This is a genomic window from Microbacterium longlingense (genome assembly GCF_058349825.2).
Genome location: NZ_JBYRJA020000007.1, coordinates 60,699 through 82,428 on the forward strand (window position 1 = coordinate 60,699; position 21,730 = coordinate 82,428).

The 21,730-nt window shown below is 71.5% G+C and carries 20 protein-coding genes; 4 read left to right on the plus strand and 16 right to left on the minus strand.

Annotated features, from left to right (window positions below):
- Positions 1-11 precede the first annotated feature (11 nt).
- From AC3RXY_RS11365 to AC3RXY_RS11390, 6 genes are all read right to left on the minus strand, one after another.
- Complete coding sequence (locus AC3RXY_RS11365) at positions 12-1,310, minus strand: alpha/beta hydrolase-fold protein (RefSeq protein ID WP_498224676.1); 1,299 nt, start codon at positions 1,308-1,310, stop codon at positions 12-14.
- Positions 1,311-1,447: 137 nt separating this feature from the next.
- Entirely contained in the window at positions 1,448-2,317 is an 870-nt protein-coding gene (locus tag AC3RXY_RS11370) for a PPK2 family polyphosphate kinase (RefSeq protein ID WP_491511039.1), read from the minus strand.
- A 30-nt stretch (positions 2,318-2,347) separates the two neighbouring features.
- Complete coding sequence (locus tag AC3RXY_RS11375; protein ID WP_491511040.1) at positions 2,348-2,857, minus strand: MarR family winged helix-turn-helix transcriptional regulator; 510 nt, start codon at positions 2,855-2,857, stop codon at positions 2,348-2,350.
- Between the two features lie 39 nt (positions 2,858-2,896).
- Positions 2,897-3,115 carry a hypothetical protein gene (locus AC3RXY_RS11380; RefSeq protein ID WP_491511041.1) on the minus strand — a complete coding sequence of 73 codons (219 nt, stop codon included), beginning with the start codon at positions 3,113-3,115 and terminating at the stop codon, positions 2,897-2,899.
- A gap of 136 nt (positions 3,116-3,251) precedes the next feature.
- Positions 3,252-3,521, minus strand: a complete 270-nt coding sequence (locus AC3RXY_RS11385) for a GlsB/YeaQ/YmgE family stress response membrane protein (RefSeq protein WP_491511042.1) — start codon at positions 3,519-3,521, stop codon at positions 3,252-3,254.
- A 63-nt stretch (positions 3,522-3,584) separates the two neighbouring features.
- Complete coding sequence (locus AC3RXY_RS11390; RefSeq protein ID WP_491511043.1) at positions 3,585-3,770, minus strand: CsbD family protein; 186 nt, start codon at positions 3,768-3,770, stop codon at positions 3,585-3,587.
- A 155-nt stretch (positions 3,771-3,925) separates the two neighbouring features.
- Here AC3RXY_RS11390 and AC3RXY_RS11395 point away from each other — a divergent pair, with 155 nt between their 5' ends.
- Positions 3,926-5,059: a VanZ family protein gene (locus AC3RXY_RS11395; protein ID WP_491511044.1), complete on the plus strand. Its 1,134-nt coding sequence runs from the start codon at positions 3,926-3,928 to the stop codon at positions 5,057-5,059.
- Positions 5,060-5,125: 66 nt separating this feature from the next.
- Here the strand turns inward: AC3RXY_RS11395 and AC3RXY_RS11400 are convergent, their stop codons facing one another.
- Together AC3RXY_RS11400 and AC3RXY_RS11405 are read right to left on the minus strand one after the other, a co-directional pair.
- Positions 5,126-6,391 carry an MFS transporter gene (locus AC3RXY_RS11400; RefSeq protein ID WP_491511045.1) on the minus strand — a complete coding sequence of 422 codons (1,266 nt, stop codon included), beginning with the start codon at positions 6,389-6,391 and terminating at the stop codon, positions 5,126-5,128.
- 1 nt (position 6,392) lies between these two features.
- The gene (locus AC3RXY_RS11405; RefSeq protein ID WP_491511046.1) at positions 6,393-10,058 is read right to left on the minus strand and encodes an ABC transporter ATP-binding protein; all 3,666 of its coding nucleotides are present in this window, start codon (positions 10,056-10,058) and stop codon (positions 6,393-6,395) included.
- 98 nt (positions 10,059-10,156) lie between these two features.
- Here AC3RXY_RS11405 and AC3RXY_RS11410 point away from each other — a divergent pair, with 98 nt between their 5' ends.
- The 3 genes from AC3RXY_RS11410 to AC3RXY_RS11420 all read left to right on the plus strand — a co-directional run bounded on the left by AC3RXY_RS11410 (position 10,157) and on the right by AC3RXY_RS11420 (position 11,863).
- Complete coding sequence (locus tag AC3RXY_RS11410; RefSeq protein WP_491511047.1) at positions 10,157-10,882, plus strand: TetR/AcrR family transcriptional regulator; 726 nt, start codon at positions 10,157-10,159, stop codon at positions 10,880-10,882.
- Between the two features lie 178 nt (positions 10,883-11,060).
- Entirely contained in the window at positions 11,061-11,552 is a 492-nt protein-coding gene (locus AC3RXY_RS11415) for a hypothetical protein (protein WP_491511048.1), read from the plus strand.
- Complete coding sequence (locus AC3RXY_RS11420; RefSeq protein WP_491511049.1) at positions 11,549-11,863, plus strand: transcriptional regulator; 315 nt, start codon at positions 11,549-11,551, stop codon at positions 11,861-11,863. The genes AC3RXY_RS11415 and AC3RXY_RS11420 overlap by 4 nt, the downstream gene beginning before the upstream one ends.
- A gap of 97 nt (positions 11,864-11,960) precedes the next feature.
- Here AC3RXY_RS11420 and AC3RXY_RS11425 read toward each other — a convergent pair whose 3' ends face one another.
- Genes AC3RXY_RS11425 through AC3RXY_RS11460 form a run of 8 tightly spaced genes read right to left on the minus strand, consistent with a single transcriptional unit; the run spans position 11,961 to position 21,728 of the window.
- Positions 11,961-13,217, minus strand: coding sequence for an MFS transporter (locus AC3RXY_RS11425; RefSeq protein WP_491511050.1), 1,257 nt, complete (start codon positions 13,215-13,217; stop codon positions 11,961-11,963).
- 46 nt (positions 13,218-13,263) lie between these two features.
- A complete protein-coding gene (locus AC3RXY_RS11430; protein WP_491511051.1) occupies positions 13,264-13,599 on the minus strand; it encodes a cupredoxin domain-containing protein in 336 nt (111 codons plus the stop codon).
- A 29-nt stretch (positions 13,600-13,628) separates the two neighbouring features.
- A complete protein-coding gene (locus tag AC3RXY_RS11435; RefSeq protein WP_491511052.1) occupies positions 13,629-15,179 on the minus strand; it encodes a multicopper oxidase family protein in 1,551 nt (516 codons plus the stop codon).
- Positions 15,176-15,979, minus strand: coding sequence for an ABC transporter ATP-binding protein (locus AC3RXY_RS11440; protein WP_491511053.1), 804 nt, complete (start codon positions 15,977-15,979; stop codon positions 15,176-15,178). The genes AC3RXY_RS11435 and AC3RXY_RS11440 overlap by 4 nt, the downstream gene beginning before the upstream one ends.
- Positions 15,976-17,055 (minus strand): FecCD family ABC transporter permease, encoded by a 1,080-nt coding sequence (locus tag AC3RXY_RS11445; protein ID WP_491511054.1) that lies wholly within the window; start codon positions 17,053-17,055, stop codon positions 15,976-15,978. Before AC3RXY_RS11445 ends, AC3RXY_RS11440 begins: the two co-directional genes overlap by 4 nt.
- Positions 17,055-18,170: a FecCD family ABC transporter permease gene (locus tag AC3RXY_RS11450; protein WP_491511055.1), complete on the minus strand. Its 1,116-nt coding sequence runs from the start codon at positions 18,168-18,170 to the stop codon at positions 17,055-17,057. Before AC3RXY_RS11450 ends, AC3RXY_RS11445 begins: the two co-directional genes overlap by 1 nt.
- Complete coding sequence (locus AC3RXY_RS11455; RefSeq protein WP_491511056.1) at positions 18,160-19,893, minus strand: ABC transporter ATP-binding protein; 1,734 nt, start codon at positions 19,891-19,893, stop codon at positions 18,160-18,162. The genes AC3RXY_RS11450 and AC3RXY_RS11455 overlap by 11 nt, the downstream gene beginning before the upstream one ends.
- Complete coding sequence (locus tag AC3RXY_RS11460; RefSeq protein WP_491511057.1) at positions 19,890-21,728, minus strand: ABC transporter ATP-binding protein; 1,839 nt, start codon at positions 21,726-21,728, stop codon at positions 19,890-19,892. The genes AC3RXY_RS11455 and AC3RXY_RS11460 overlap by 4 nt, the downstream gene beginning before the upstream one ends.
- Positions 21,729-21,730 lie beyond the last annotated feature (2 nt).

Consider the following 21,730-nt stretch of genomic DNA (forward strand, 5'->3'; position numbering starts at 1 on the left):
GCAGGAACCGCCTACGCCGTCGCCGAGATCGCATCGCGCAGCGCGTCGACGATCGTCGACTGCCACTGCAGCACGTCGTGGCCGGAACGATACTCGCGGTAGTCGATGAGCGCTCCCTGAGCGCGCAGCAGCGCCGCCGCCGGCCGCGCCCGCTCGACCACGATCGTCTCGACCGCGCCGGCCTCGATCAGCACCGGCGCGCCGGAGGTCGCAGCGGAGCGCTCCTCGAACCATCCGGCGTCCCGCCGCCAGGGCGTGAGCGGGGCAGGCCACCAGAACGACGGCGACTGTGCGACGGCAGCGCGGACAAGACCCGGATGCCGGGTCGCGCACGTCGCGGCGAAGAGGCCGCCGAAGCTCTGCCCCGCGATGATCCATGCCGTATCGGGAACCACGCCGGACGCCGCGTCGCGGACGGCGGCGAGAAGCGCGGCGGAGTCCGCATCGCCGGTGTAGTCGAGCTCCCGCTGCACAGGGCCGCCGGATTCGAGGAAGAGCACGTGCACGTCAGGGAACTCCCCCCGCTCACGCCGGGCGGCGATCTCCGCCGTCACCGGGAACGCACTGCGCCAGACCTCGCCGTCCACCAGCAGGATCACCGGGGAGCCGTCGTCTGCGGCCGGGGTCTTCCAGTGGTGCAGCGCCAGCAGCTCGCCGTTGCCGGGGCTGGGCACGGCGGGCAGCTCGGTCGTCTCCCGCGGCGCGCTCCGCCAGAGCGCTGTCTGCGGCGCCCGCGGGCCGCGCGCGACGGCGTGCGCGGGGATCTCGCGTCCACCCGTCGCCATGCTCGCCTTGCTCGGCATCCGTTCTGCGGCGAAGACATCCGTCTCCGCAAAGCGCGACACAGCCGCGATGACGCGGATGTCCACGCGACCGTGCAGCACCGGCGGCACCGGCTGGGGGAGCACGACGAACAGGTAGCCGGCCTGCCAGTCGTCCGGCATGCGCAGGGTGAGCGCGTGCACCTCGCTGCCGGAGATGCGCTCCAGTCTGGTGTCCTCGATGTCGAGCGGGTCGCTGACGTGGTTCAGCTGGACGACGACACCGTGCGGCGCAGCGCCGATCCAGATGAAGGTGACGCGCATCCAGCCCTCGTCGTCTGCCTCGATCAGCGGGGTGCCGATGCTGCGCACCCGATCACGGAAGCGCTCGACGATGCCGGCGCGCTCCTCCGGCGCGGCATCGTCCAGCGCGGCGCGCACGGCCTCCACGGCCTCGGATCGTGCGCGCGGCAGGGGCCAGGAACGCATCGTGTGGGGCGGCGTGGACCGCGCACGACGCTCAGCGACGGCTGCCTCAGGACTCCGCACGATCGGCCTCTCTCTCCGGCGGTGACGACCCGGCGGGGCAGGGTGCCGCGCACGGGCGCGTGATCGCCCTGCTCAGGGTACCCTTACCACCGGCGCGCCCGAGGAGCCGAGGGTCCGGCCGTGCGCGGCCGGCCAGCCTAGGGCCAGCGCAGGTCGAGGGTGTCCTCGACCCGAGCCCGCTCCGCTGCGACGTCGAAGTCGGCCGCCGGCCAGTGCGGGCAGATGCCCTGCAGGGTGTCGATCACGATCCGCTGCACGGCAACGCGGGCATACCACTTGGCATTGGCCGGCACCACGTACCACGGGGCATCCGGGGAGTTCGTCCGGTCGATCGCGGTCTGGAACGCGGCCATGTACTCCGGCCACAGCACCCGCTCGTCGACATCGCCGCTGTTGTACTTCCAGTGCTTCGCCGGCTCGTCCAGGCGCGAGAGCAGCCGCTCCGCCTGCTCCTGCGGGGACACGTGCAGCATGATCTTCACGATCCGGGTGCCCTCGTCGACCAGGCGGCGCTCGAAGTCGTTGATCGCGCCGTAGCGCCGCTCGATCTCCTCCGGCGGCGCGAACGAGCGCACCCGCTGGATCAGCACATCCTCATAGTGGGACCGGTCGAACAGCCCGATCACGCCGGGGCCGGGCGTGCGCGGCTCGACACGCCAGAGGAAGTCGTGCGCACGCTCCTCGGCGGTGGGCGCCTTGAAGGCGCTCAGCTGGAGCCCATAGGGTTCGAGCTGGGCGAAGACGTGGTTGACGATGCCGCCCTTGCCCGCGGCGTCCATCGCCTGCAGCACGACCAGGACGCGATCCTTGGCGCCGAGCCTGCTCTGCGCGAAGAGCTTCTCCTGCAGCTCGCGCAGGTCCTGCGCGCGCAGCTGCAGCTCAGCGAGCCCCTTCTTCTTCCCGCCGGATGTGCCGGGAGTGGCGTCCGGGTCGACGTCGCGCAACGCGAAGCCCGGCGAGACCCGCAGCAGTTCGGCGACATCGGCATCCCAGAACGACGAGGACATGGAGCTCCTTCCGATCCGACGCAGCGCCGCTCAGCGCTGCTGGTCGGACAGCTTATCGAGGGCCTGGGCGATCCGCGCCACCACGTCGGCGGCGACCGCCGCGTCGGCATCATCGATCTCGTCGATGGTCGCGACGAGCGCGGCGTGGTGTCCCCCGACGGCGATCCCGACCTGCTCGAGCGCGGCGGGGGTCGGCTTCAGGTGGTGTGCTCTCCGGTCCGTGGGGTGCCGCACGCGCTCGACATACCCTTTGCTCGCGAGCCGGTCGACGACGTTGGTCACGTTGGCGCTGGACGTCCCCAGCATCGGGATGAGATCTTTCGGGCTGATGTCGCGCCCGTCGCGCGCCGCCTGCACGAGGTACCGCAGCGCACGCAGGTCGAGGCTGGAGAGACCAGAGGCGCGCAGCGCGCGGATCTCATGCACCCGTTCGGCGCGGGCCAGGCGCAGGAGCGCCGTACTCAGCGCCCGGCCTCCCGCTGTCGCCGGAGGATCGGCGTAGAGGTGCTCTTCCTCGTTCCGGATGATCGTCTTCGGCATGGTCCGTCCCCCTGGTGCTCGCCTCATCGCCCTGCGCGGTCACGCGACGGCGACGACCGCGGCCATCGCGTCGACGAGAGCCGGGAATCGTCCGACCCCGGCGCCCTTCGAGTCGAGGGAGGTGAACCCGTCGCCGTCCCGCTCGATGCTCCCGAGGAAGACTCCCCGACCGCTGCCGACCCAGAACCCCGGTTCGACCTCGGCCCAGGTGACGGCATCCGTCGATGCTGCGGCGTTCTCGCCGGCGATCATCGTCATGTTCGCGACTCCATCCTAGAGGCGTGGTCTTCGTCGAGTGCGCCGTCTGTTCCCTGCGCGTATCGCCGCATGGCGACACGACAGGGGCGGCCCGCGACGGCGTCTGCGGGCCGCCCCTGTGCGGTGAGCGGTGCGCTCACTCGGTCTTGCTGCGGCGTCCCGTGATGAGGCCGTAGATCAGCAGAACGACGACCGATCCGCCGATCGCCAACGCCCAGCTCTCGATGGAGAAGAACTTCTCCATCGACGCGTTGAAGATCAGGCCGCCGAGCCAGCCGCCGACCATGGCGCCGATGACGCCCAGGACGAGGGTGGCGATCCAGCCTCCGCCCTGCTTGCCGGGCAGGATCGCCTTCGCGATCGCTCCGGCGATGAGTCCCAGAAGCAGGAATCCGATGAAGCCCATGATGTCGTCCTTGTCTGTCGTGTATCCCGATGTCGCATCCTCGAACCGCGGCAGCGGCGGATGCTATTCGCCCAGCACGTCCTTCGCGGCGTCCTTGACCTTCTCGCCCGCCTTCTTGGCGTCGGCCTTGACCTGGGTCGCCTTGCCCTCCGCGACCTTCTCGTCATCGCCGGTGATCTTGCCGACCATCTCCTCGGCCTTGCCCTTCAGCTTGTCCATGCCGGCAGACATCTTGTCCTCAACGCTCATGACTTCCATCCTTCATGTGGGAGTAACTGAATTATTCATCGTGTAACTAATTCAGTGTGTGATCTACTTTCTAACAGCGATCATCTCGCGGATCAAGCGCTCTCAGGAGATGCTCAGCGTCCGTCACGGCGGGCGGGATGAGGCAGGCTTGTGGCGTGAGCGTGTGGGTGTGGTCCGCGAAGATCGGTGTGCTGTTCGGGCTCGTGGTCTTCGCCGCGGTGTTCGTCCCGGCGGTCGTGGTGCAGTACCGACGCTACGGCGGCCTCAGCTTCCGCCGGCTTCTCGGCACCGCCGCGGTCAGCGTCTACATCGCCGCCCTCGCGAGCTACACCTGGCTCCCGCTGCCGGACGAGAGCAGCGCGGCCTGGTGTGCGCAGTACGGCGTCGACGGCATGCAGCTGCGTCCGTTCGCCTTCGTCGACGACATCCGGACGGAGGTCGCGGACGTCGGAGCCCGGGCAGCGCTGACGTCGAGCGCGGTGCTTCAGGTCGTCTTCAACGTCGTCCTGTTCCTGCCCTGGGGCGTGCTCGTGCGCGGCTACCTGCAGCGATCGATCGGGATCGCGACGCTGAGCGGCGCGCTCGCCTCGCTCCTGATCGAGGCGACGCAGGCGACCGGGCTGTGGTTCGTCTACCCGTGTGCATACCGGTTGGCCGACGTCGACGACCTCATGGCGAACACGCTCGGCGCGTTCCTCGGCGCGCTGATCGCCCCGGCGCTGCTGTTCTGGATGCCGCGGCGCGAGGCCCTGAGCTCGCGCCGCCTCACCCCGCGCCCGATCACCGCGTGGCGCCGCCTGCTGTCGATGCTCATCACCTGGTCTGCGGTGACCATCACGTCCGGCGTGGTGAGCGTGAGCATCCGTTTCGCGATTCTCTCGTTCGGCGGCGAGATCGACACGACGCTGCTCGAACGGGTCGACCTCGGGATATATGCCGCAACCGTGATATTCCTCATCTACGTACCTGCGGTGCGCGGGGACGGCTCGTTCGGCCAGCGCATCGTCTGGCTGGCGCCGCGCTGGCCGGGTGGCGATGGCAGCCTCTGGCGCGGGACGCTCGTCCGGCGGGTGCTGCGTGCGAGCGTCGTGGCCGTGCCGATGGTGCTCGACGCGGCCTTCCCCGAGTCCGTCGCCGGCGTGCTCCTGGCGATCGTGTTCCTGGGCTCGATCGTCACCGTCCCTTTCACCGTCACCAGACGCGCCCTCTCCGGCTGGATCAGCGGCGCCGTGATGGTGGATGTGCGCAGCGAGACGCCACCGTCCCCCGACACCGCAGCAGGCGCCTGACACCGGGGCAGGCCGTTTCCGCCGGAAACAGCCTGCTGCGGTGTCTTTTGCCTGTTCTGGCGCGGCTCATCTTTCGGAGAGCACCAGCACCCTGTCGATGCGCCAGATCGTGACCAGCAGGCCCGCCAGCGCCAAGATGCCCGCTGCCACCGCAACAGGAACGAACCCGAAGACCCCCGCGGCCACCATGCCCAGGCCGCCGGCGATCACCATGAGGATCGCTGTGACGGTGGTGAAGAAGGTGAAGTCGGTCCCCGCGCTCTCCGGCCGGGTGAGATCCATCGAGATCGTATAGACGATCGCGAAGGCCGCGCAGAACGCGGCGTTGGCGAGGGCCACGACACCCAGCACCACCCCGGGGGAGGTCTGCCCGAGCGCGATCGGCAGCACCCCGAACGTCGCCACGACCTGCAGCACACCGAGCCAGATCAGTGCGCGCCGGCGGCCGATGCGCGAGACCAGATACCCGGCGCCGATCCCCGCGGCGATGCCGACGCCGCTGCCGCCGATCACCACGACCACCCCGATCTGCCCGGCGTCCCACCCCGCCGCCACCAGGATCGGCCGAACCAGGTTGTATGCCACGGTGAACCCGACCGTGTAGGCCGGAATCAGCAGCAGGCACCACCAGCGCACCGCCGGACGTGCGAAGAACGCCAGCGCAGACCCGAGGGTGACTCGCGGCGCCGGCAGCGCCGCCGTGGTCTCCCGCTCTCGCCAGGCGAGGATGAGCGGGAGCGGAAGGAGGCTGAACACCGCCAGCACGAGCGCGGCGACCTGCCAGCCGGCGAACTGGTAGATCACCAGTACCAGCCCGCCGCCGACGACCTGGGCCACCGCGGAGCCGGCCGACTGGAAGCCGTTGCCGATGCCGCGCTCCGCCGGGCGCAGCAGGCGCACCGCGGCGGCATCCGCGGCGATGTCGTGGGTCGCCGCAAGCAGGAACAGCAGCGCGAACATCCCCAGCAGCGCACCGAAGTCATCAGCCGGATCGAAGAGCGCCAGCGTCGCGATGCCGAGCCCCAGACCGGTCTGCGTCACCAGCAGCCAGCCACGGTAGTGTCCGAGGCGCGACGAGCCGAAGCGATCGACCAGCGGCGCCCAGAGGAACTTCACCGTGAGGATGATCGCAATCCCGGCCGCAGTGCCGATCGCTGCGAGAGGCACCCCCTGGGCCTGGGCGATCGTGAGGAACGCGTAGGTGAAGAACCCGAGACTGAGGTTCTGCGTGCCGTACAGGGCCGCGATGAGGGCGAGTCGGCTGCGGCGCCCAGCGGATTCCGGCGATGGCGCCTCTTCCGAGGCCGATTCTGCGGTGTCGGTCGTTGTCATCTCAGTGCTCCTCGACGAGATCCGGTGATGCGGTAAGGGGATCGGCGAGCGTGTCGGGCCCCTGCGCCGCCACGAGCTCGCGGTAGCGGGCGCAGTCGCGCAGCAGCTCGTCGTGCGTGCCGGTGCCCGCGATCTCCCCGCGATCGACGACGACGATGCGATCCGCATGCTGGACCGTGCTCAGCCGATGCGCAATGACGATCACGGTGCGCGCGGCGGCGAGCGTCGACAGAGCGGCCTGGATCCGGTCTTCGGTGCCGGGGTCGACCGCGGCGACCGCCTCGTCGAGGATGAGCACCGGGGAGTCCTTCAACAGGGCGCGGGCGATCGAGAGGCGCTGCCGCTGACCGCCGGAGAGGTCGGACCCGCCGTCCGCGAGCACGGTGTCGAGTCCATTCGGCAAGGCGGCCACGACGTCGTCGCACTGCGCTGCGCGCAGAGCCGCCGCGATCTGCTCGTCCGTGGCATCCGGCCGCCCGAGCACGAGATTCGCCCGCACCGTGTCGTCGAAGAGGTAGACGTCCTGGAAGACCGTGGTCACCGCCGCCGTCACACCGGAGCTGCCCAGCGCGCGCACGTCGGCTCCGCCGATCACGACCGCTCCGGCATCGACGTCCCACAGCCGCGCGATCACGCTCGCGATGGTGGACTTGCCCGACCCCGACGCACCGACGAGGGCGGTGACACGCTGCTCCTCCGCACGCAGCGATACTCCGCGCAGCGTCTCCTCGTCGCCGTAGCCGAACGACACGTCTCGCAGCTCGACCGCACACCCCTGCGGCCGTGCGGGGACGGCCGGCTCCGGCAGCTCCGGAGCGTCCCAGACCTCCCCGATGCGCGCGGCGATCTGCTGCTGGCTGCGCCGGTATCCGGCGAGCGCGGTCAGCTCCTGAATGGGCTGGTACAGAGAGAGCGACAGGAGGAGGAACGCCAGGAGGCTCGCCGGGCCGACCGAGCCTGCGGCGAACAAGGCCGCGCCGACCGCGATCAGGAGCACCTGCCCCGACTCCACGGCGATCGAGCCGAGGGTCGTCGCGGGAGTCGCCTTGACCGACATCGCGATGCTCGCCCCAGCCAGCCGCTCCACGGCGTCGTCGTAGCGCTGGGCGACCGACGATTCCGGGTTTCCCCGGAGCACGGCGGCACCGCGCGCCTGCTCGAGCATCACGGCGGTCGCATCGTGACGGGCCGCGTGCAGATCGGCGAACACGCGGTGATAGATCCGATCGCTCCACACCGTGAGCGCCCAGAAGACGGGGATGCCGGCAAGCGCGGCGAGCGCGAGTCTGGCGTCGATGATCGACAGCACGATGATCGCGCACACCGGCTGCACGAGCGCCGCGAACACCTGCTGCGGGATGTTCTGGAAGTCGACCATCGGGATATCGCTCGTGACCACGGTTCCCACCCGCCCGCGATCGACCCGCTGGAAGAACCCCAGCGGCACACGGCGCAGCCGGTCCAGGACCGACAGCTGCAGATCCGCCTTGGACCGCGCTGCCAGCTGCCACACGAGACCGTTCGCCCACACGGACGCCCCGAGCCTGGCGATCAGCGCGAGGACGAGGGCGCCGGTGATCGCCCAGACCAGCTCCGCGTCCAGCCCGGTCCTGCCCGGGAGCGCCCCGACGGCGGCGAGGATCGCGACCAGCACGGCGATCACGGGGGCGCCGCGCAGCAGGGACTCCCCGACCAGGCGCACGAACCCGCGGCGGACGAGCGGTCGCCAGCTGTGCCCGTACAGGGTGCGCCACTGCCGGAGGAAGCCCATGGACCCCACACCGGTGCGCACGATGGCCTCGGGCCCCTCCCCGCCTCCCTGGGCGCTGGGCCCGTCCGTGCTCCGCTGCGCCGCGCCGGTCGGGTCCGGCTGCCGCTGCGCATCCTGGCCGGCACCGGGCTCGCCCGCCGCCTCCAGGCGCCACCCGTCGGATCGGAGGTACGCCTGCCACAGCTCGCGGTAGGGGCGATGCCGGTCGAGCAGATCGGCGTGGGTGCCCTGCGCCGTGATCCTGCCCTCGTCGACGAAGGCGATCGCGTCGCACCCGGTGATCGTGGCCAGCCGGTGTGCGATCGCGATCACCGTGCGGCCTCGGGTGAGCGCGGCGATCGCGTCGAGGGTGCGGCGTTCGGTCGCAGCGTCGAGGGCCGCGGTCGCCTCGTCGAGCACGATGACGGGGGCGTCCTTCAGGAGCGCGCGGGCCACCGCGATGCGCTGCCGCTGACCGCCGGACAACTCGGTTCCCCCGGCGGTCAGCGACGTATGCCAGCCCTCGGGGAGGTGCTCCGCCACGTCAGCGAGCTGGGCATGCCGCGCGGCGCTCTCCACCTCGGCGTCGGAGGCCGAGGGACGCGCGATGCGGATGTTGTCCAGCAGGGAACCCGCGAAGACGTACTCGTCCTGCTGGATGAAGGCCACGGTCCGGGCGAGCACCGTTGCGGGGATGTCGCGCACATCCACCCCGCCGATCGTGACAGCGCCGCGGTCGACGTCGAAGAAGCGGGCGAGCAGCCGGGCGACGGTCGACTTGCCGGACCCGGTGCGGCCGACCAGCGCCAGGGAGGTGCCGGCGGGGATGCTCAGTCCGATGTCGTCGAGCACCACCTGGCCGTCGCGGTATCCGAAGCCCACACCGTCGAAGGCGATGTCGAAGCGATCGGGTGTGCGGGGCTCGGCCGGTTCGGTCAGCTCGTCCTCTGCGAGGATCTCCTGCACCGCGCTCGCAGAGAGCTGCACCCGGGCGATGATGGTGGCGAGGGTGCCGACCAGGCCGATCACGGGTGTCAGGTAGCCCAGCCCGAGCAGGAGGAACAGCACCATCGTCGGCAGGCCGACCGTGCCGTCGATGAGCCGGATCCCCGCGCCGGGGATGAGCAGGGCCACGGTGAACGCGGTCGCCACGCCCATCGCCGCGACGAGCCATCGCAGCGCACCGGATGTCGCGGCGTCCTGCAGCTGTGCGCCGCGGCGCACGGCCTCGCGCGCACGGTCGTCATCGGCATCGGCACGCACGTAACTGCGGATCAGCACGATCCCCTGCAGGTAGCCCATCACCGCGCGGTTGAGGACGAGGGCGTGCGCAGCGAGCTCACGGTTGTTGCGCTGCGCGAGCATCATGCCGACGGCGGAGATCGCCACGAGCAGCACCAGTGATACCAGGGCGATGAGGGCGAGACGGGCATCGACCACGAACAGGACGATCGTGGTCGCCACCGGCACCGATATCGCAGCGGCGCCATCGGGGATGCCGTGGGCGAGCGCCTCCTCGAGCTGTTCGACGTCATCGTGCAGCACCTTCTTCATCTCGCCGCTCGATCGCGCCTGCACGCGGCCCAGGGGGAGCCGCTGCAGTTTGTCGCCGAGGGCCAGGCGCAGGTCGCGAAGCGCGCGGTAGGCCGTGACGTGCCCGACGTGCACGGCGATGCCGTTCGCGGCCGCACGGACCACAAGGGCCACGGCGGTCCACAGCACGATCCCGGGGATCGCCGCCGGGTCGTCTTCGACGAAGAGGGCGACGGTGACGGCGTAGACCGCGATGTACGGCGCGAGCGAGCACGCGGCGCCGATCATCGAGGCGAAGGCTGCGGTGACAAGACCGGCGCGATGACCGCGGATGGCCGCCGACAGCGTGGCCGGCAGCCGGCGAGGAGGTTTGGTAAGGCTCACCTGAGTGAAAATAGCGATCGGTGCGCAATAAATCAATAGTCGTGTATTTATTTGCCGACGCCGTCGGGCCATGCGCGTCCGGCTCCTAGGATGAGGGGATGAGCGCCGCGCCGAAGGGGAAGCCGCGCGGCCGGGGCCGGCCGGCCCGTGACGCGGGACTCGCGCTGAACCGTGACCTGATCGCCAGAACAGCCTTGGACATCGCCGGAGCCGAGGGCTTTCCTGCACTCACCATGCACCGGCTGGCACGTGAGCTCGACGTCACCCCGCGCGCGCTCTACAACCACGTGCGCGACCGCCAGGACGTCGTCGACGCCGTCGCGGCCCTCATGATGCAGGAGCTCCCGGAGCCCACACTCGATCCCGCGGACTGGCAGACCTCGCTGCGCGACGCGTACCAGCGCGCACGGACGGCGTACCGCCGGTTTCCGCGCGCGCTGCTGATCCCCATGGACGAGACGGTGAGCGCCGGGGAGATCCCCCCGAAGCGCATCCTGCTCGCCGAGGACATGCTGCGCTTCTTCGTCGGCATCGGCCTGACGCTCGAGCAGGCCGTCGCCGTGCGCGGGGCCTTCCTCGTCGACGTGTTCGGCTTCGTCCTCACCATCGACTACCGGTACGACACCGCCGACCCCGTCACCCGCGCTGCGATCGCCCAGCCCGTTCCGGCGGCCTGGCTCGCTGCCAGACCAGACGTCTCCGCTCCGCTTTCGCTCGCCGCCGCCAGCGGCACCGCCCCCACGAACGACGAGATGTTCGACGCCTTCGTCGACCTCCGCGTCCGCGCTATCGAGACGCTCCTCCCTGCACCGCCCCGCGGGTGACCACCGCCCCGCGGGTGACCACCGCCCCGCAGGTGACCACCGCCCCGCAGCGCCAGAACAGGCGGGCAGCACCGGGGCAGGCTGTTTCTGCCGGAAACAGCCTGCCCCGGTGCCTTTTGCCTGTTCTGGCGCGGAAGGTGGCTTGCCATAACGGCAAGCGACCTTTATCGTTGCCGTCATGGCAAGCAACGTCGAATCGGAACGGCCCGGCGATGCCTCGCTCTCGGCGTCCGCCGCGCAGGACGCCCTCGCCACAGTGGGGGCCGACGGCGCCCGGCTCGCCGACCGGATCGTGACGCCCTGGTGGTATCACCTGACCCTGGGCGCTGTCACCGGCGCCCTCGTCGGCGCCCAGGCCCTGCCGGTGACGCTGTCGATGGCGCTCATCGTGGCGGCGATCGTCACGATCCCGGTGCTCATGTCGACTTACACCCGCCGCTACGGCGTGTGGGTCTCACGACCCATCGGCCGTGGCTCGCGCGCGCTGCTGTACGTGATCATCGCGGCCCTGATCGTGCCGATGGTCGCGGCCCTCGGCCTCCGGATCGTTGGCGCGAGCGCATGGTGGGCACTCGTGCCCGTCGGGGCGGCCTGCGCGGCCACGGTCGTGCTGGGACGCTGCTATGACGCCGTCCTGCGCAAGGAACTGCGCAGGGGCGCGGCGGTATGACCGCCGCACCGGCGTTCAACGAGGTCGTTCACGCGCCGATCCGGCTGCGTGTCTGCGGTCTGCTGCGCCATATGGTGGAGCTCGAGTTCGCCGTGATCCGCGACACCCTCGGCCTCACCGACGCCCATCTGTCGAAGAATCTCAAGGTTCTCGCCGACGCCGGGCTCGTGATGCTGCGCAAAGAGCGCTCCCCGTCGCGCGCCGACTCCCGACGCCTCACCTGGGTGGCCCTCACCCCCGCGGGCAACGCGGCTGTGGAGGGGCACCTTGCCGCGCTCGCGCAGATCGCCGGGGGCGAGCCTCTGAGCTGAGCCGCCCGCAGCGCCAGAACAGGCGGACAGCACCGGGGCAGGCTGTTTTCGGCAGAAACAGCCTGCCCCGGTGCCTTTTGCCTGTTTTGGGGCGGGATCAAACAGGATGACGTTGCCCGGCCCCGGCCCGGCGGAAGCGCGGGTGCAGCAGCACGAACGCGGCGACGAGCCCCATGATCGCCATGCCTACGATGATCGGCAGCGGCGGCCACACCCCGTAGAGCAGGGTGCTGGCCGTCGGCGCGACGACGAAGGTGAGGCCGTTGGTCGCGCCGATGAGACCGGCAAGACCGCCCTGCTCGTCGCGGCTCATGAGGAGCGTCGGCCCGGCGGTGTAACCCGGCATCGCGATGCCGAGCCCGAGACCGATCAGCAGGATCGCCACGAGCAGGGGCCACAGCCCGAGGTCCGGGACGAGCAGCGTGAAGCCCAGGAAGGCCGTGACCGTCCCGACCCGGAGCAGCGTGGCAGGCGACCACCCGCTGCGGGGCACGATCACCGCCTGGGCCACGACCATGCCGATGCCCGCGGCGAGCAGAGACCCCCCGGTCACGACACCGGTCATCTCGCTGCCCAGCCCCAGGCGGTCCTGCACGACGAAACCGATGAGGACCTGCATGAACCCCAGCGCGGTGAACATGCCGAAGCCGGCCAGCAGGAACGGCCAGACCCGGGTGTCCGTGGGACGCACCCGCGTCGGGTCGGCGATGAGCGTGTGCCGCGGCTCACGCCGCAGTCGCACGGCGACCAGCACGAGCGCCACCGCGAGCAGCACGGGCACGACGGCGATGGGGGCGAGCAGGCCGAATCCGGCCAGCGCTCCGCCCACCACCGCACCGCCCACCATCGCCACGCCCTGCACCGCTCCCACGCCGGCCATCCCGCGGGTGCGCGTCTGCTCATCGTGGGTGACATCGGCGATGTACGCCTGCGCGGTGGGCGCGATCGCCGAGATCGCCGCGCCGAACCCGACGCCGCGCAGCAGCACGAACAGCGCGAACAGCACGCCGCCGGAGAGCGCACCGCGCATGCCGGCGGCCGCGACGAGCGCGAACAGCGTCATGACCACGACCGCGATCCCCAGCGCCAGCGTCAGCACGCGCTTGCGCCCCCACGACTGCGACCGCCGCCCCCAGAACTGGCTGCTGAGGACGACCATGGCCGCCGCGACGCTGATCGTCACCCCGATCTGCCACGCGCCCAGGCCCACGTCGCGCGCGAGCGGGGCGATGATCGGGTTCAACGTCATCTGGCCGAGGTAGGCCAGAAAGACGGTCGCGAGCAGGAGCGGGATCTGCGGCCGCTCTCCGCGCGGTGATGCCACGGCGGCAGCGGCGGATCCGGTGGCGCTCACGCTCGTGCCCGCAGATCCGGCACGGTCCTCCGGTCGGTGACGGCGATCACGGCGCGACCACCGTGATCGTCCCGACCATCGGCGGATGCGGGGTGCAGTGGTAGCCGAACACCCCGGCCTCGTCGAAGGTGTAGCGGAACTCGCCCTCCGTGACGATGTCGCTCGCGAAAAGTCCATCGTCCGAGACGACATCGTGGGGCATGCCGGCGGAGGTCATGTCCCAGACCACGGTGTCGCCCGCCGCGATCTCGAGCTCGGCCGGCACGAACCTCAGTCCGTCGATGCTCACGACGTGCTCGGTGCCGGGTGATCCGCATCCGGCGAGAGCGAGGGCGAGGAGCGGTGCCACGAGCGCTGCGGCGAGAGGAGGGCGGTGGGACATGGGGGTTCCTTCCGGATGGTCGGTGTTCTTCAGCGGACGTATCGGATCGGCGCGGTCATGCCCGCGGCGAAGTGGTAGGCGTTGTGGCAGTGGATCATCCACCGGCCGGGGTTGTCCGCGTCGAAGTCGAGCACGGCGGTCTGGCCGGGGAGCACGACCTCGGTGTCGCGGCGCAGGCCGCCGTGACCGCGCGAGGCGAAGGTGTGGCCGTGCAGGTGCATCGGGTGCCACATGGCGGTGGCGTTGGTCATCTCGATGCGGATGCGCTCACCGACCCTGGGCCGCATCGCCGCGGCGCTCTCCCCGGCGATGCCCCAGACATAGGCGCCGGGCACCTGCATGAGCTCGAGCCGCCACACGTCGTCCGGCTCGCGCTCGTCGAGCATCGCCGCAGCGGCGGGCCGCAGGTCGGCGTCCGTCACGATGTGCCGGTCGAGCTCGGGGATGCGGGTCGCCGCGGCACCGCTCGGCGTCGCGCCGACGGCATCTGCGCTCGCGATCACGGCGAGCGCTGCCCCGCCCGTGCCCCCTTCCGCGCGGGCGACGAAGGGCCACGCACCGGAGGCCAGGTCGACCAGGAGATCGACGCGCTGCGCGGGGGCGATGAGCACCGCGTCCGCCGCGCAGGGCTCCGCGTCGAAGCCGTCTGTCGCGATCACGGTGACCCGATGACCGGCGAGGGCGACCCGGTAGGGCGTCTCTGCTGCCGCGTTCACCACCCGCAGGCGCACCAGCGACCCCGCCACGACCTCGATGCGCTCCGGATCCTCGGGGGGACGACCGTTGACCAGATGCACCGGATAGGAGATGTGCTGCACCGGCCCGCCCAGCAGCGCGGAGGAGCCCATCCCCTGCGACACGAGCGACGCCGCGACGCTCCCGGGATGGGCGGGCGCTGCGCTCTCCCCGCCGTGCCGGTGGCTGTGACCCTCGCCGGTGCCGCCGAGCGCGGCGAGCACCTCGGCCGGGGTCGTGACGTCGAGCAGCCAGTCGTCGAGCACCAGGACGACGTCGACGTCGGCGCCGCTGCGGTCGTCCGGGTCCTCGACGACGATGGCCCCGAACATGCTCCGGTCGGCCTGCAGGCCGGTGTGGGAGTGATACCAGTAGGTGCCGTGGTCGGGCAGCACGAAGTCATAGGCGAACGTGTCGCCGGAGGCGATCGGACGCTGGGTGTCCGGCGGCGCGCCGTCCATGTCGTTGCGGATGCGCAGGCCGTGCCAGTGCACGGAGGTCTCCTCGGGAAGGCGGTTCTCGACCTGCACCGTGAGGCGGTCGCCGCGCGACGCGCGCAGCACCGGACCGCACGCGGCGAGCGCGGCGTCCGCCGAGTACCCCCAGGTGCCGGTCATCCGGCCAGACGGGAACGGAACCAGCCCGCTCTCGGCGATCAGACGCTGGCGTACGACGGCGCCGCTGCGCGGCCGGCGCTCCTCGGCGGCGGCCACCTCCGGGTCCGTGGCGAGGATGTCGGAGGGTTCCCCCGAACCGCAGGCCGACACCGCGCCGATGCCCGCCAGACCGAGCGCGCCGATGCCGCCGGCGCGCAGCAGGCCGCGCCGGGAGATCGCTGCCGTCATCGGTCCGCTCCTGCCGTTCGCGCGCGCAGGGTGCGCAGCGGCACGACGACCGGCAGCCCCGATTCGCGGTCGTGGGTCACGGCGGCCTCGACGTCGAAGACCGCGCGCACGAGCTCCGGCGTCACGACGTCGGCCGGTGCGCCCGCGGCGAGCACGGCACCGTCGCGCATCGCGATGAGGTGGGTGGCATAGCGCACCGCCTGAGACAGATCGTGGATGACCGCCACGACGGTGCGCTCCCGCTCAGCGACCAGGGTGCGACACAGTTCCAGGACGTCGAGCTGGTGGGCCAGGTCGAGGAACGTCGTCGGCTCGTCGAGCAGGAGCACCGGGGTCTGCTGGGCGAGGACCATCGCGATCCACACCCGCTGTCTCTGGCCGCCGGACAGGCGGTCGACCGGGAGCGCAGACAGCTCGGTGACCTCGGTGATCGCCATCGCGTCCGCCACGGCCGCCTCGTCGAGCGCCGACCAGCGTTGCAGGAGGCGCTGGTGGGGGTAGCGTCCGCGGGCGACGAGCTCGGCCACCCGGATGCCGTCCGGCACCCGGGCGTGCTGAGCGAGCAGCCCGAGCCGCGCCGCGAGTTCGCGGGTGCTCAGCCCGCGGATGTCTGCGCCGTCGAGGATGACGCGCCCGGCACGCGGCGGGAGCTGGCGCGCGAGCGCCTTCAGCGCCGTCGACTTGCCGCACCCGTTGGGGCCGACGATCATCGTGACCGATCCGGTCGGGATCGTGAGGTCGAGGCCCCGTGCGACCGGGGCGCGACCGTATCCGAGTGTCACCGATTCGAGTGCGATCATCGCCGCGATGCCTCCCGGAGGATGAGCCAGAGCAGATAGGCGCCGCCCAGCACAGCGGTGACGACACCCGCCGGAACGGAGACGGGGAAGAGGTGCGCCGCGGTGATGTCGGAGACGGCCAGCAGCAGTGCGCCGGTTGCTGCGGCGCCGGTGAGGGTCGCGCCGGCGGACCCGGCCAGGATGCGCGCGAGCTGCGGAGCGACGAGCGCCACGAACGCGATGGGCCCGGTGATGCTCGTGACAACAGCGGTCAGCAGCACGCCGACGACGAGCAGCGCGATCCTGCCGCGCTCGACCGCCAGACCCGTCGTGCCGGCGATGACGTCGCCCAGCTCGAGCTGGTGCAGGGCGGGCGCGAGCATGCCGGCGGCGACGAGAAGCGCGATCACCCCCAGCGATACCGGGACGATCTGAGCCCACCGCACGTCGGCGAGCGTGCCCTGCCCCCAGATGCTCGCGGTGGTGGCCACCGACGTCGACATGCGCAGCAGCAGGATCGTGTTGACCGCGGTCAGCGCAGCGGAGACCGCGATGCCCACCACGACGAAACGCATGCCGGACAGTCCGCGGCGGTAGGCGAGCAGGTAGACGACGGCGGCCGCTCCCAGACCGCCCACGAGCGCCAGGCCGACGACGGCCAGCGGGTGCTCTCCCCACTGCAGCGCCACCAGGGCACCGGTGAAGGCTCCGGCGCCCAGGCCGATGACATCGGGGCTGCCGAGCGGGTTGCGGGTGAGCGATTGGAAGATCGCCCCCGAGACGCCGAGCGCGGCCCCGAAGACGAGTCCTGCCACGGCACGCGGCAGGCGCCATTCCAGCACGACCGTCGCCGAGAAGCCGGTATCGGCACCGCCGAGGATCGCCCAGACCTCGCCCAGCGGAACACCGTATGCGCCGAGCGCTGCGCCGAGGAGGAAGGTCGCCGCTCCCCCCAGAACGGCCACCAGGACCAGCAGGAGCACGCGTGTGTTGACCACGGCGGACAGACCGGTGATGCGCAGGGTGCGCCGCCACCGACCGAGCTCCACGTGCGCGGCGGAGACCGCCCCGCGGTTCGCTCCAAGGATCGCCGGCATCAGCGATCCTCCGGCTCTCGTCCGCCTCGCGCGAGGAGCGCGAGCACCGGTGCGCCGATCAGTGCCGTGACCAGGCCCGCCGGGGCCTCCCCCGGCGGGATCAGCACGCGGCCGATCATGTCGGCGATCAGCAGCAGCAGGGCTCCGGCGACCGCGCTGAAGCCGAGCGCCCAGCCGGTCCGCGGACCCACGAGCGCCCGCGCGACGTGCGGCACCATGAGCCCGACGAACAGGATGGGGCCGGCGAGCGCCGTGGCGCCTCCCGCGAGCAGCATGACGGCGATCGCCGCGCCCAGGCGGGTCAGGCCCACGGGCACGCCCAGGCCGCGGGCCGCCTCGTCCCCGAGGACGAGCTGGGCGAGCTGGCGGGCGATGAACACCACTACGACGCCTCCGGCGGCGATGACGACGGCGCCCTGCGTGATGGTGGTGAGGTCACGGCCGGCGACCGTGCCGGACATCCAGCCGCGGAGCACATTGAACCGCCCGGGGTCGAGCACGGCGAGCGCGGTGGAGATGCCCAGGAGCACCGCGGAGATCGCGACCCCGGCGAGCAGGATCGTGAACGGGGACCCCTTCCCCACCGTGAGGGACAGCGCGTAGACGAGCATCGAGACCAGGAGCGCACCGGCGAGGGCGAAGCCCACGTATCCCTCGAAACCCACCACACCGATCACGCCGACCGCGATGACGACGGCGAGTCCGGCGCCCGCATTGACCCCCAGGATCCCCGGATCGGCGAGCGGGTTGCCGAGGAGCGCCTGCATCACCGCACCCGCCACGCCCAGCGCGGCGCCGACCAGCAGCGCGGTGAGCGCCCGGGGCAGGCGCATCTCGAAGACGATCGTGGCGACCGCGTCGTGCCCGGCGCCATCGCCGCCCCGCAGCACATCGAGGATCTGCCCCGGCGGCGCGTCCCCCGCCCCGACGAACAGGCTCAGCACGGCCATCACTGCCGTCAGCAGCACCCCGCCGCTGAGCAGCGCCAGGCGTCCCCCCGGACCGCCCAGGCGCTCCGCCGACCGCGGCGGCCGGGCCCGTTCGCTCCGTGGCCCCGTGCCCATCTCCGCATCGATGCCCGGGGCGACGGCGCGCGACCCGGCCTCAGCCCGCATCGATCCGCCAGCGGAGCGACCCGCTGCGCTCCGCCCAGAACCCGGCGTAGGTCGGGCTCGTCCCGAGAAGGGTCTCATGATCGCCCACCGCCTCGACGGCGCCGTGCCCGTCGAGCACGACGATCTGATCGGCCTGCCGGATGGTCTGCAGCCGGTGCGCGATCACGATCAGGGTCTTCGAGCCGGTGAGCTCCGCCAGGCCGCGCTGGATGAGCGCCTCGCTCTCGATGTCGAGTGCTGCCGTCGCCTCATCGAGCAGCACGATCGGGGCGTCCTTGAGCAGGGCGCGCGCGATCGAGACGCGCTGGCGCTCGCCGCCGGACAGGGTGCCGCCGCTCTCGCCGATCGGGGTGTCGAATCCCTGCGGCAGCCGCTCGGCGATCTCGGTCACCCCGGCACGGCTGGCCGCATCGGCCACCGCATCGTCCCCGGCATCCGCTCGTCCGAGCCGGATGTTCTCGCGCAGCGTGTCCTCGAACAGGTAGACGTCCTGGAACACCACAGAGACGCGGGAGAGCACGCCGGCTGTGCCGATCTCGCGCACGTCCTTCCCGCCGATCCGGATCGCCCCGGCGTCGACGTCGAAGAACCGCGCGATGAGGCGGGCGAGCGTCGTCTTGCCGGACCCGGAGGGACCGACGATCGCCGTCATGGTGCCCGGCTCGACGCGGAACGACGCGCCGCGCACGACGGGCGCCCCGGGGACGTAGGAGAAGGCGACGTCATCGAACTCGACCGAGGCATCCGCCGGCTCCACCGGCGTTTCCGGCTCGGACAGCAGCGGCTCTGTGATCAGGCGGTCGATCTCGCGCAGCGTGCGCAGCGCCATGTCCAGGCCCTCGCCGAAGGGCAGCCCGTGCATCGCGAACCAGGTGGTGACGATCTGCAGCATGAGCAGCGCGATGAAGGTCGGCGCATCGAGGACGCCCGCCGTCACCCGCGCCACGGCGATCGCGATCACCGCGAACATCACCGCGTAGGTGAGGAAGCCGTAGACCGCCATCCCCCGGCCCCGCGCGGCCAGCGCGCGCTCCGCGGCCGTCCGCTGCTGCCCGATCACGCTGCGCACGGCCCGCTCTGCCAGCGAGTCCGGCCCCGCCGCCCGTACCGCCGGCTGCGCCGCGGCGAACTCCAGCACACGAGCGGCGCCCTCGTGGTTCATCTCGTCGACATGTCGTTCCAGACGCTGACCGCGCACCCGGGTGATCGTCCACACGGCAACGACCAGCACCACGCCCGCCAGCATCGCGGCGCCGACCACCGGGTCGACCAGGAGCACCGCAGCGCCCACCACGAGCGGGGCGACGACGGCCTGGAGAACGGCGCGCAGGATGGACTCCGGGGCGTTGGCCGCGAAGGTCACGCCGCGGGCGGTGAGGTGGCTGATCGCTCCGGCGCGCTCGGTATCGAACCAGCCGAGCGGCAGCCGCATGATGCGCTCGCCGATCACCTCGTGCATCCGCAGGATCAGGGTGGCCCCGGCGCGCTGACCGAGCACGGTCCCCGTCATCTCCAGCGCCACGGCAGCGGCCCCGAAGCCCGCCACCCACCACAGCACCGGCAGGGCATCGGCCGGCTCGCCGGAGAACAGCGCCCGCGAGAGCGGGATCAACGACAGCAGCAGCGCGGCGACGCACAGGGCGGCCGCGACCGCCACCACGAGGTACGCCCCCAGGCGCCGCCGGGCCGGGCCGTCGGCGAACCGGAACAGCAGTCGGATCATCGTGCCTCTCCTCGTTCTGCGGCCGGTCCTGCCGGGTCCGCCTCGGTCCGCTCCTGCACGACGGGTGCGTGCTCCCGGCCGTGCTGGTAGGCGTTCCACATCCGTGCGTAGAGCCCGGCTGTGCCCTGCAGCGCGTCATGCGTGCCCCGCTCGACGATGCGCCCGCCATCGAGCACGAGGATCTGATCCGCGCCGATGATCGTGTGCAGCCGGTGCGCGACCACCAGCAGGGTGCGCCCCCGCATCAGGGCGGCGAGCGCCTGCTGGATCGCGGCCTCGGAGTCCGGGTCGGCGAACGCGGTCGCCTCGTCGAGCACGAGCAGCGGCGCGTCCATGAGCACGGCGCGCGCGATCGACAGCCGCTGCCGTTCCCCGCCGGACAGCCGTGCCTCATCGCCAACGATCGTGTCGTACCCGTGCGGCAGGTGCAGGATCCGCTCGTGGATCTGCGCGGCGACCGCGGCATCCACCACCTCGCCGTCGTCGGCGTCCGGTCTGGCCAGGCGGATGTTGTCGCGCACGGACATGCGCATCAGATAGGGCTGCTGGAAGACGAACGCCACACTCCGGTAGAGCTGCTGCGCGGTGAGGTCGCTCGTGTCGGCGCCGCCCAGTCGGAGGGTGCCCTCATCCGGGTCGAGGAGGCGGGGCACCAGGGCTGCCAGCGTCGACTTGCCGGAGCCGGATGGTCCGACCAGGGCCGTCACCGTGCCCGGCTCCAGCGCCGCCGTGACATCCTGCAGGGCCTGCGGACCGTCGGCGTAGGCGAAACCGACGCGATCGATCTCGACGCGCTCCCCGGAGGGGAGCAGGGCGGGGTCGCCGGCGGGGGCGGCGGGAATGGCGAAGAAGTCCGCGATGCTCTGCGCTGCGCCCGTGGCCTCGCGCAGGAACTGCCGCATCTGAGCCAGCAGGTACAGCGGGCCGGCGATGTTGGCGGCCAGCAGCACCGAGGGCAGCAGCAGGATCGGATCAAGACCGGCGAAGACCACCAGCAGGGCGGTGCCGACCGCAGAGGCGACGATCGCGAACGCGGGCGCCGTGAACGCCATGATGAGGGCTGATCCGTAGACGGTCTGCTCCATCCACTCGCTGTAGCAGCGGTGGTGGCGGGCCGCGGCGTCCTGAAATCGGCGCGGCCCGCGCGCGGACGCCTCGAAGACCTTGATCGGCGCGATGCCTCGCACGAACTCGACGACGGCCGCGTTGAGGTCGGCGAGGGCGCCGTTGTACTGCTCGAAACGCTGGGTGAGGTCCTTCATCATCAGCGGCATGCTCGCGACAGCGCACACGAGCGGGATAAGCGCGATCAGGCCGATCCGCCAGTCGAGCGCGAACAGCACGACGAGGCTCGCGATCGGTCGCACGACGCCGTTGGCGGTGTCGGGCACGACGTGCGCGATGAGCTGGTGCACCTTGGACACGTCGTCCTGCACCACCTTCTTGATGCGGCCGGATCCCGCCCGCGAGAACCAGTCCAGACGCAGGCGCAGCGACTGGGTGATCTGGCGCTGGCGCAGGTGCTCGGCGAACCGCGCGTCCGCGATGTGGCTGATGCTGTACCCGGCTGTGCTCAGCGCCTGGGCCGCGATGATGCTCGCCATGAGCCAGCACAGGACCATGAACGCCCGCGCACCGTCGGTCTCGTCACCGCCCAGCGCCGGGGACAGCGTGCGGGCGAGCTCGATCGCCAGGAGCACCGGCGCGATGCCGGCGATCGCTCCGAGCGCGGAGAGCACACCGGCCACGATCACGCGCCCGCGCACGGGCGCCGCGAGCTGGAAGAAGGTCACCCGCTGCCCGGTGTCGCTCTGCGCGGGTGCGTGATCGGTCATGC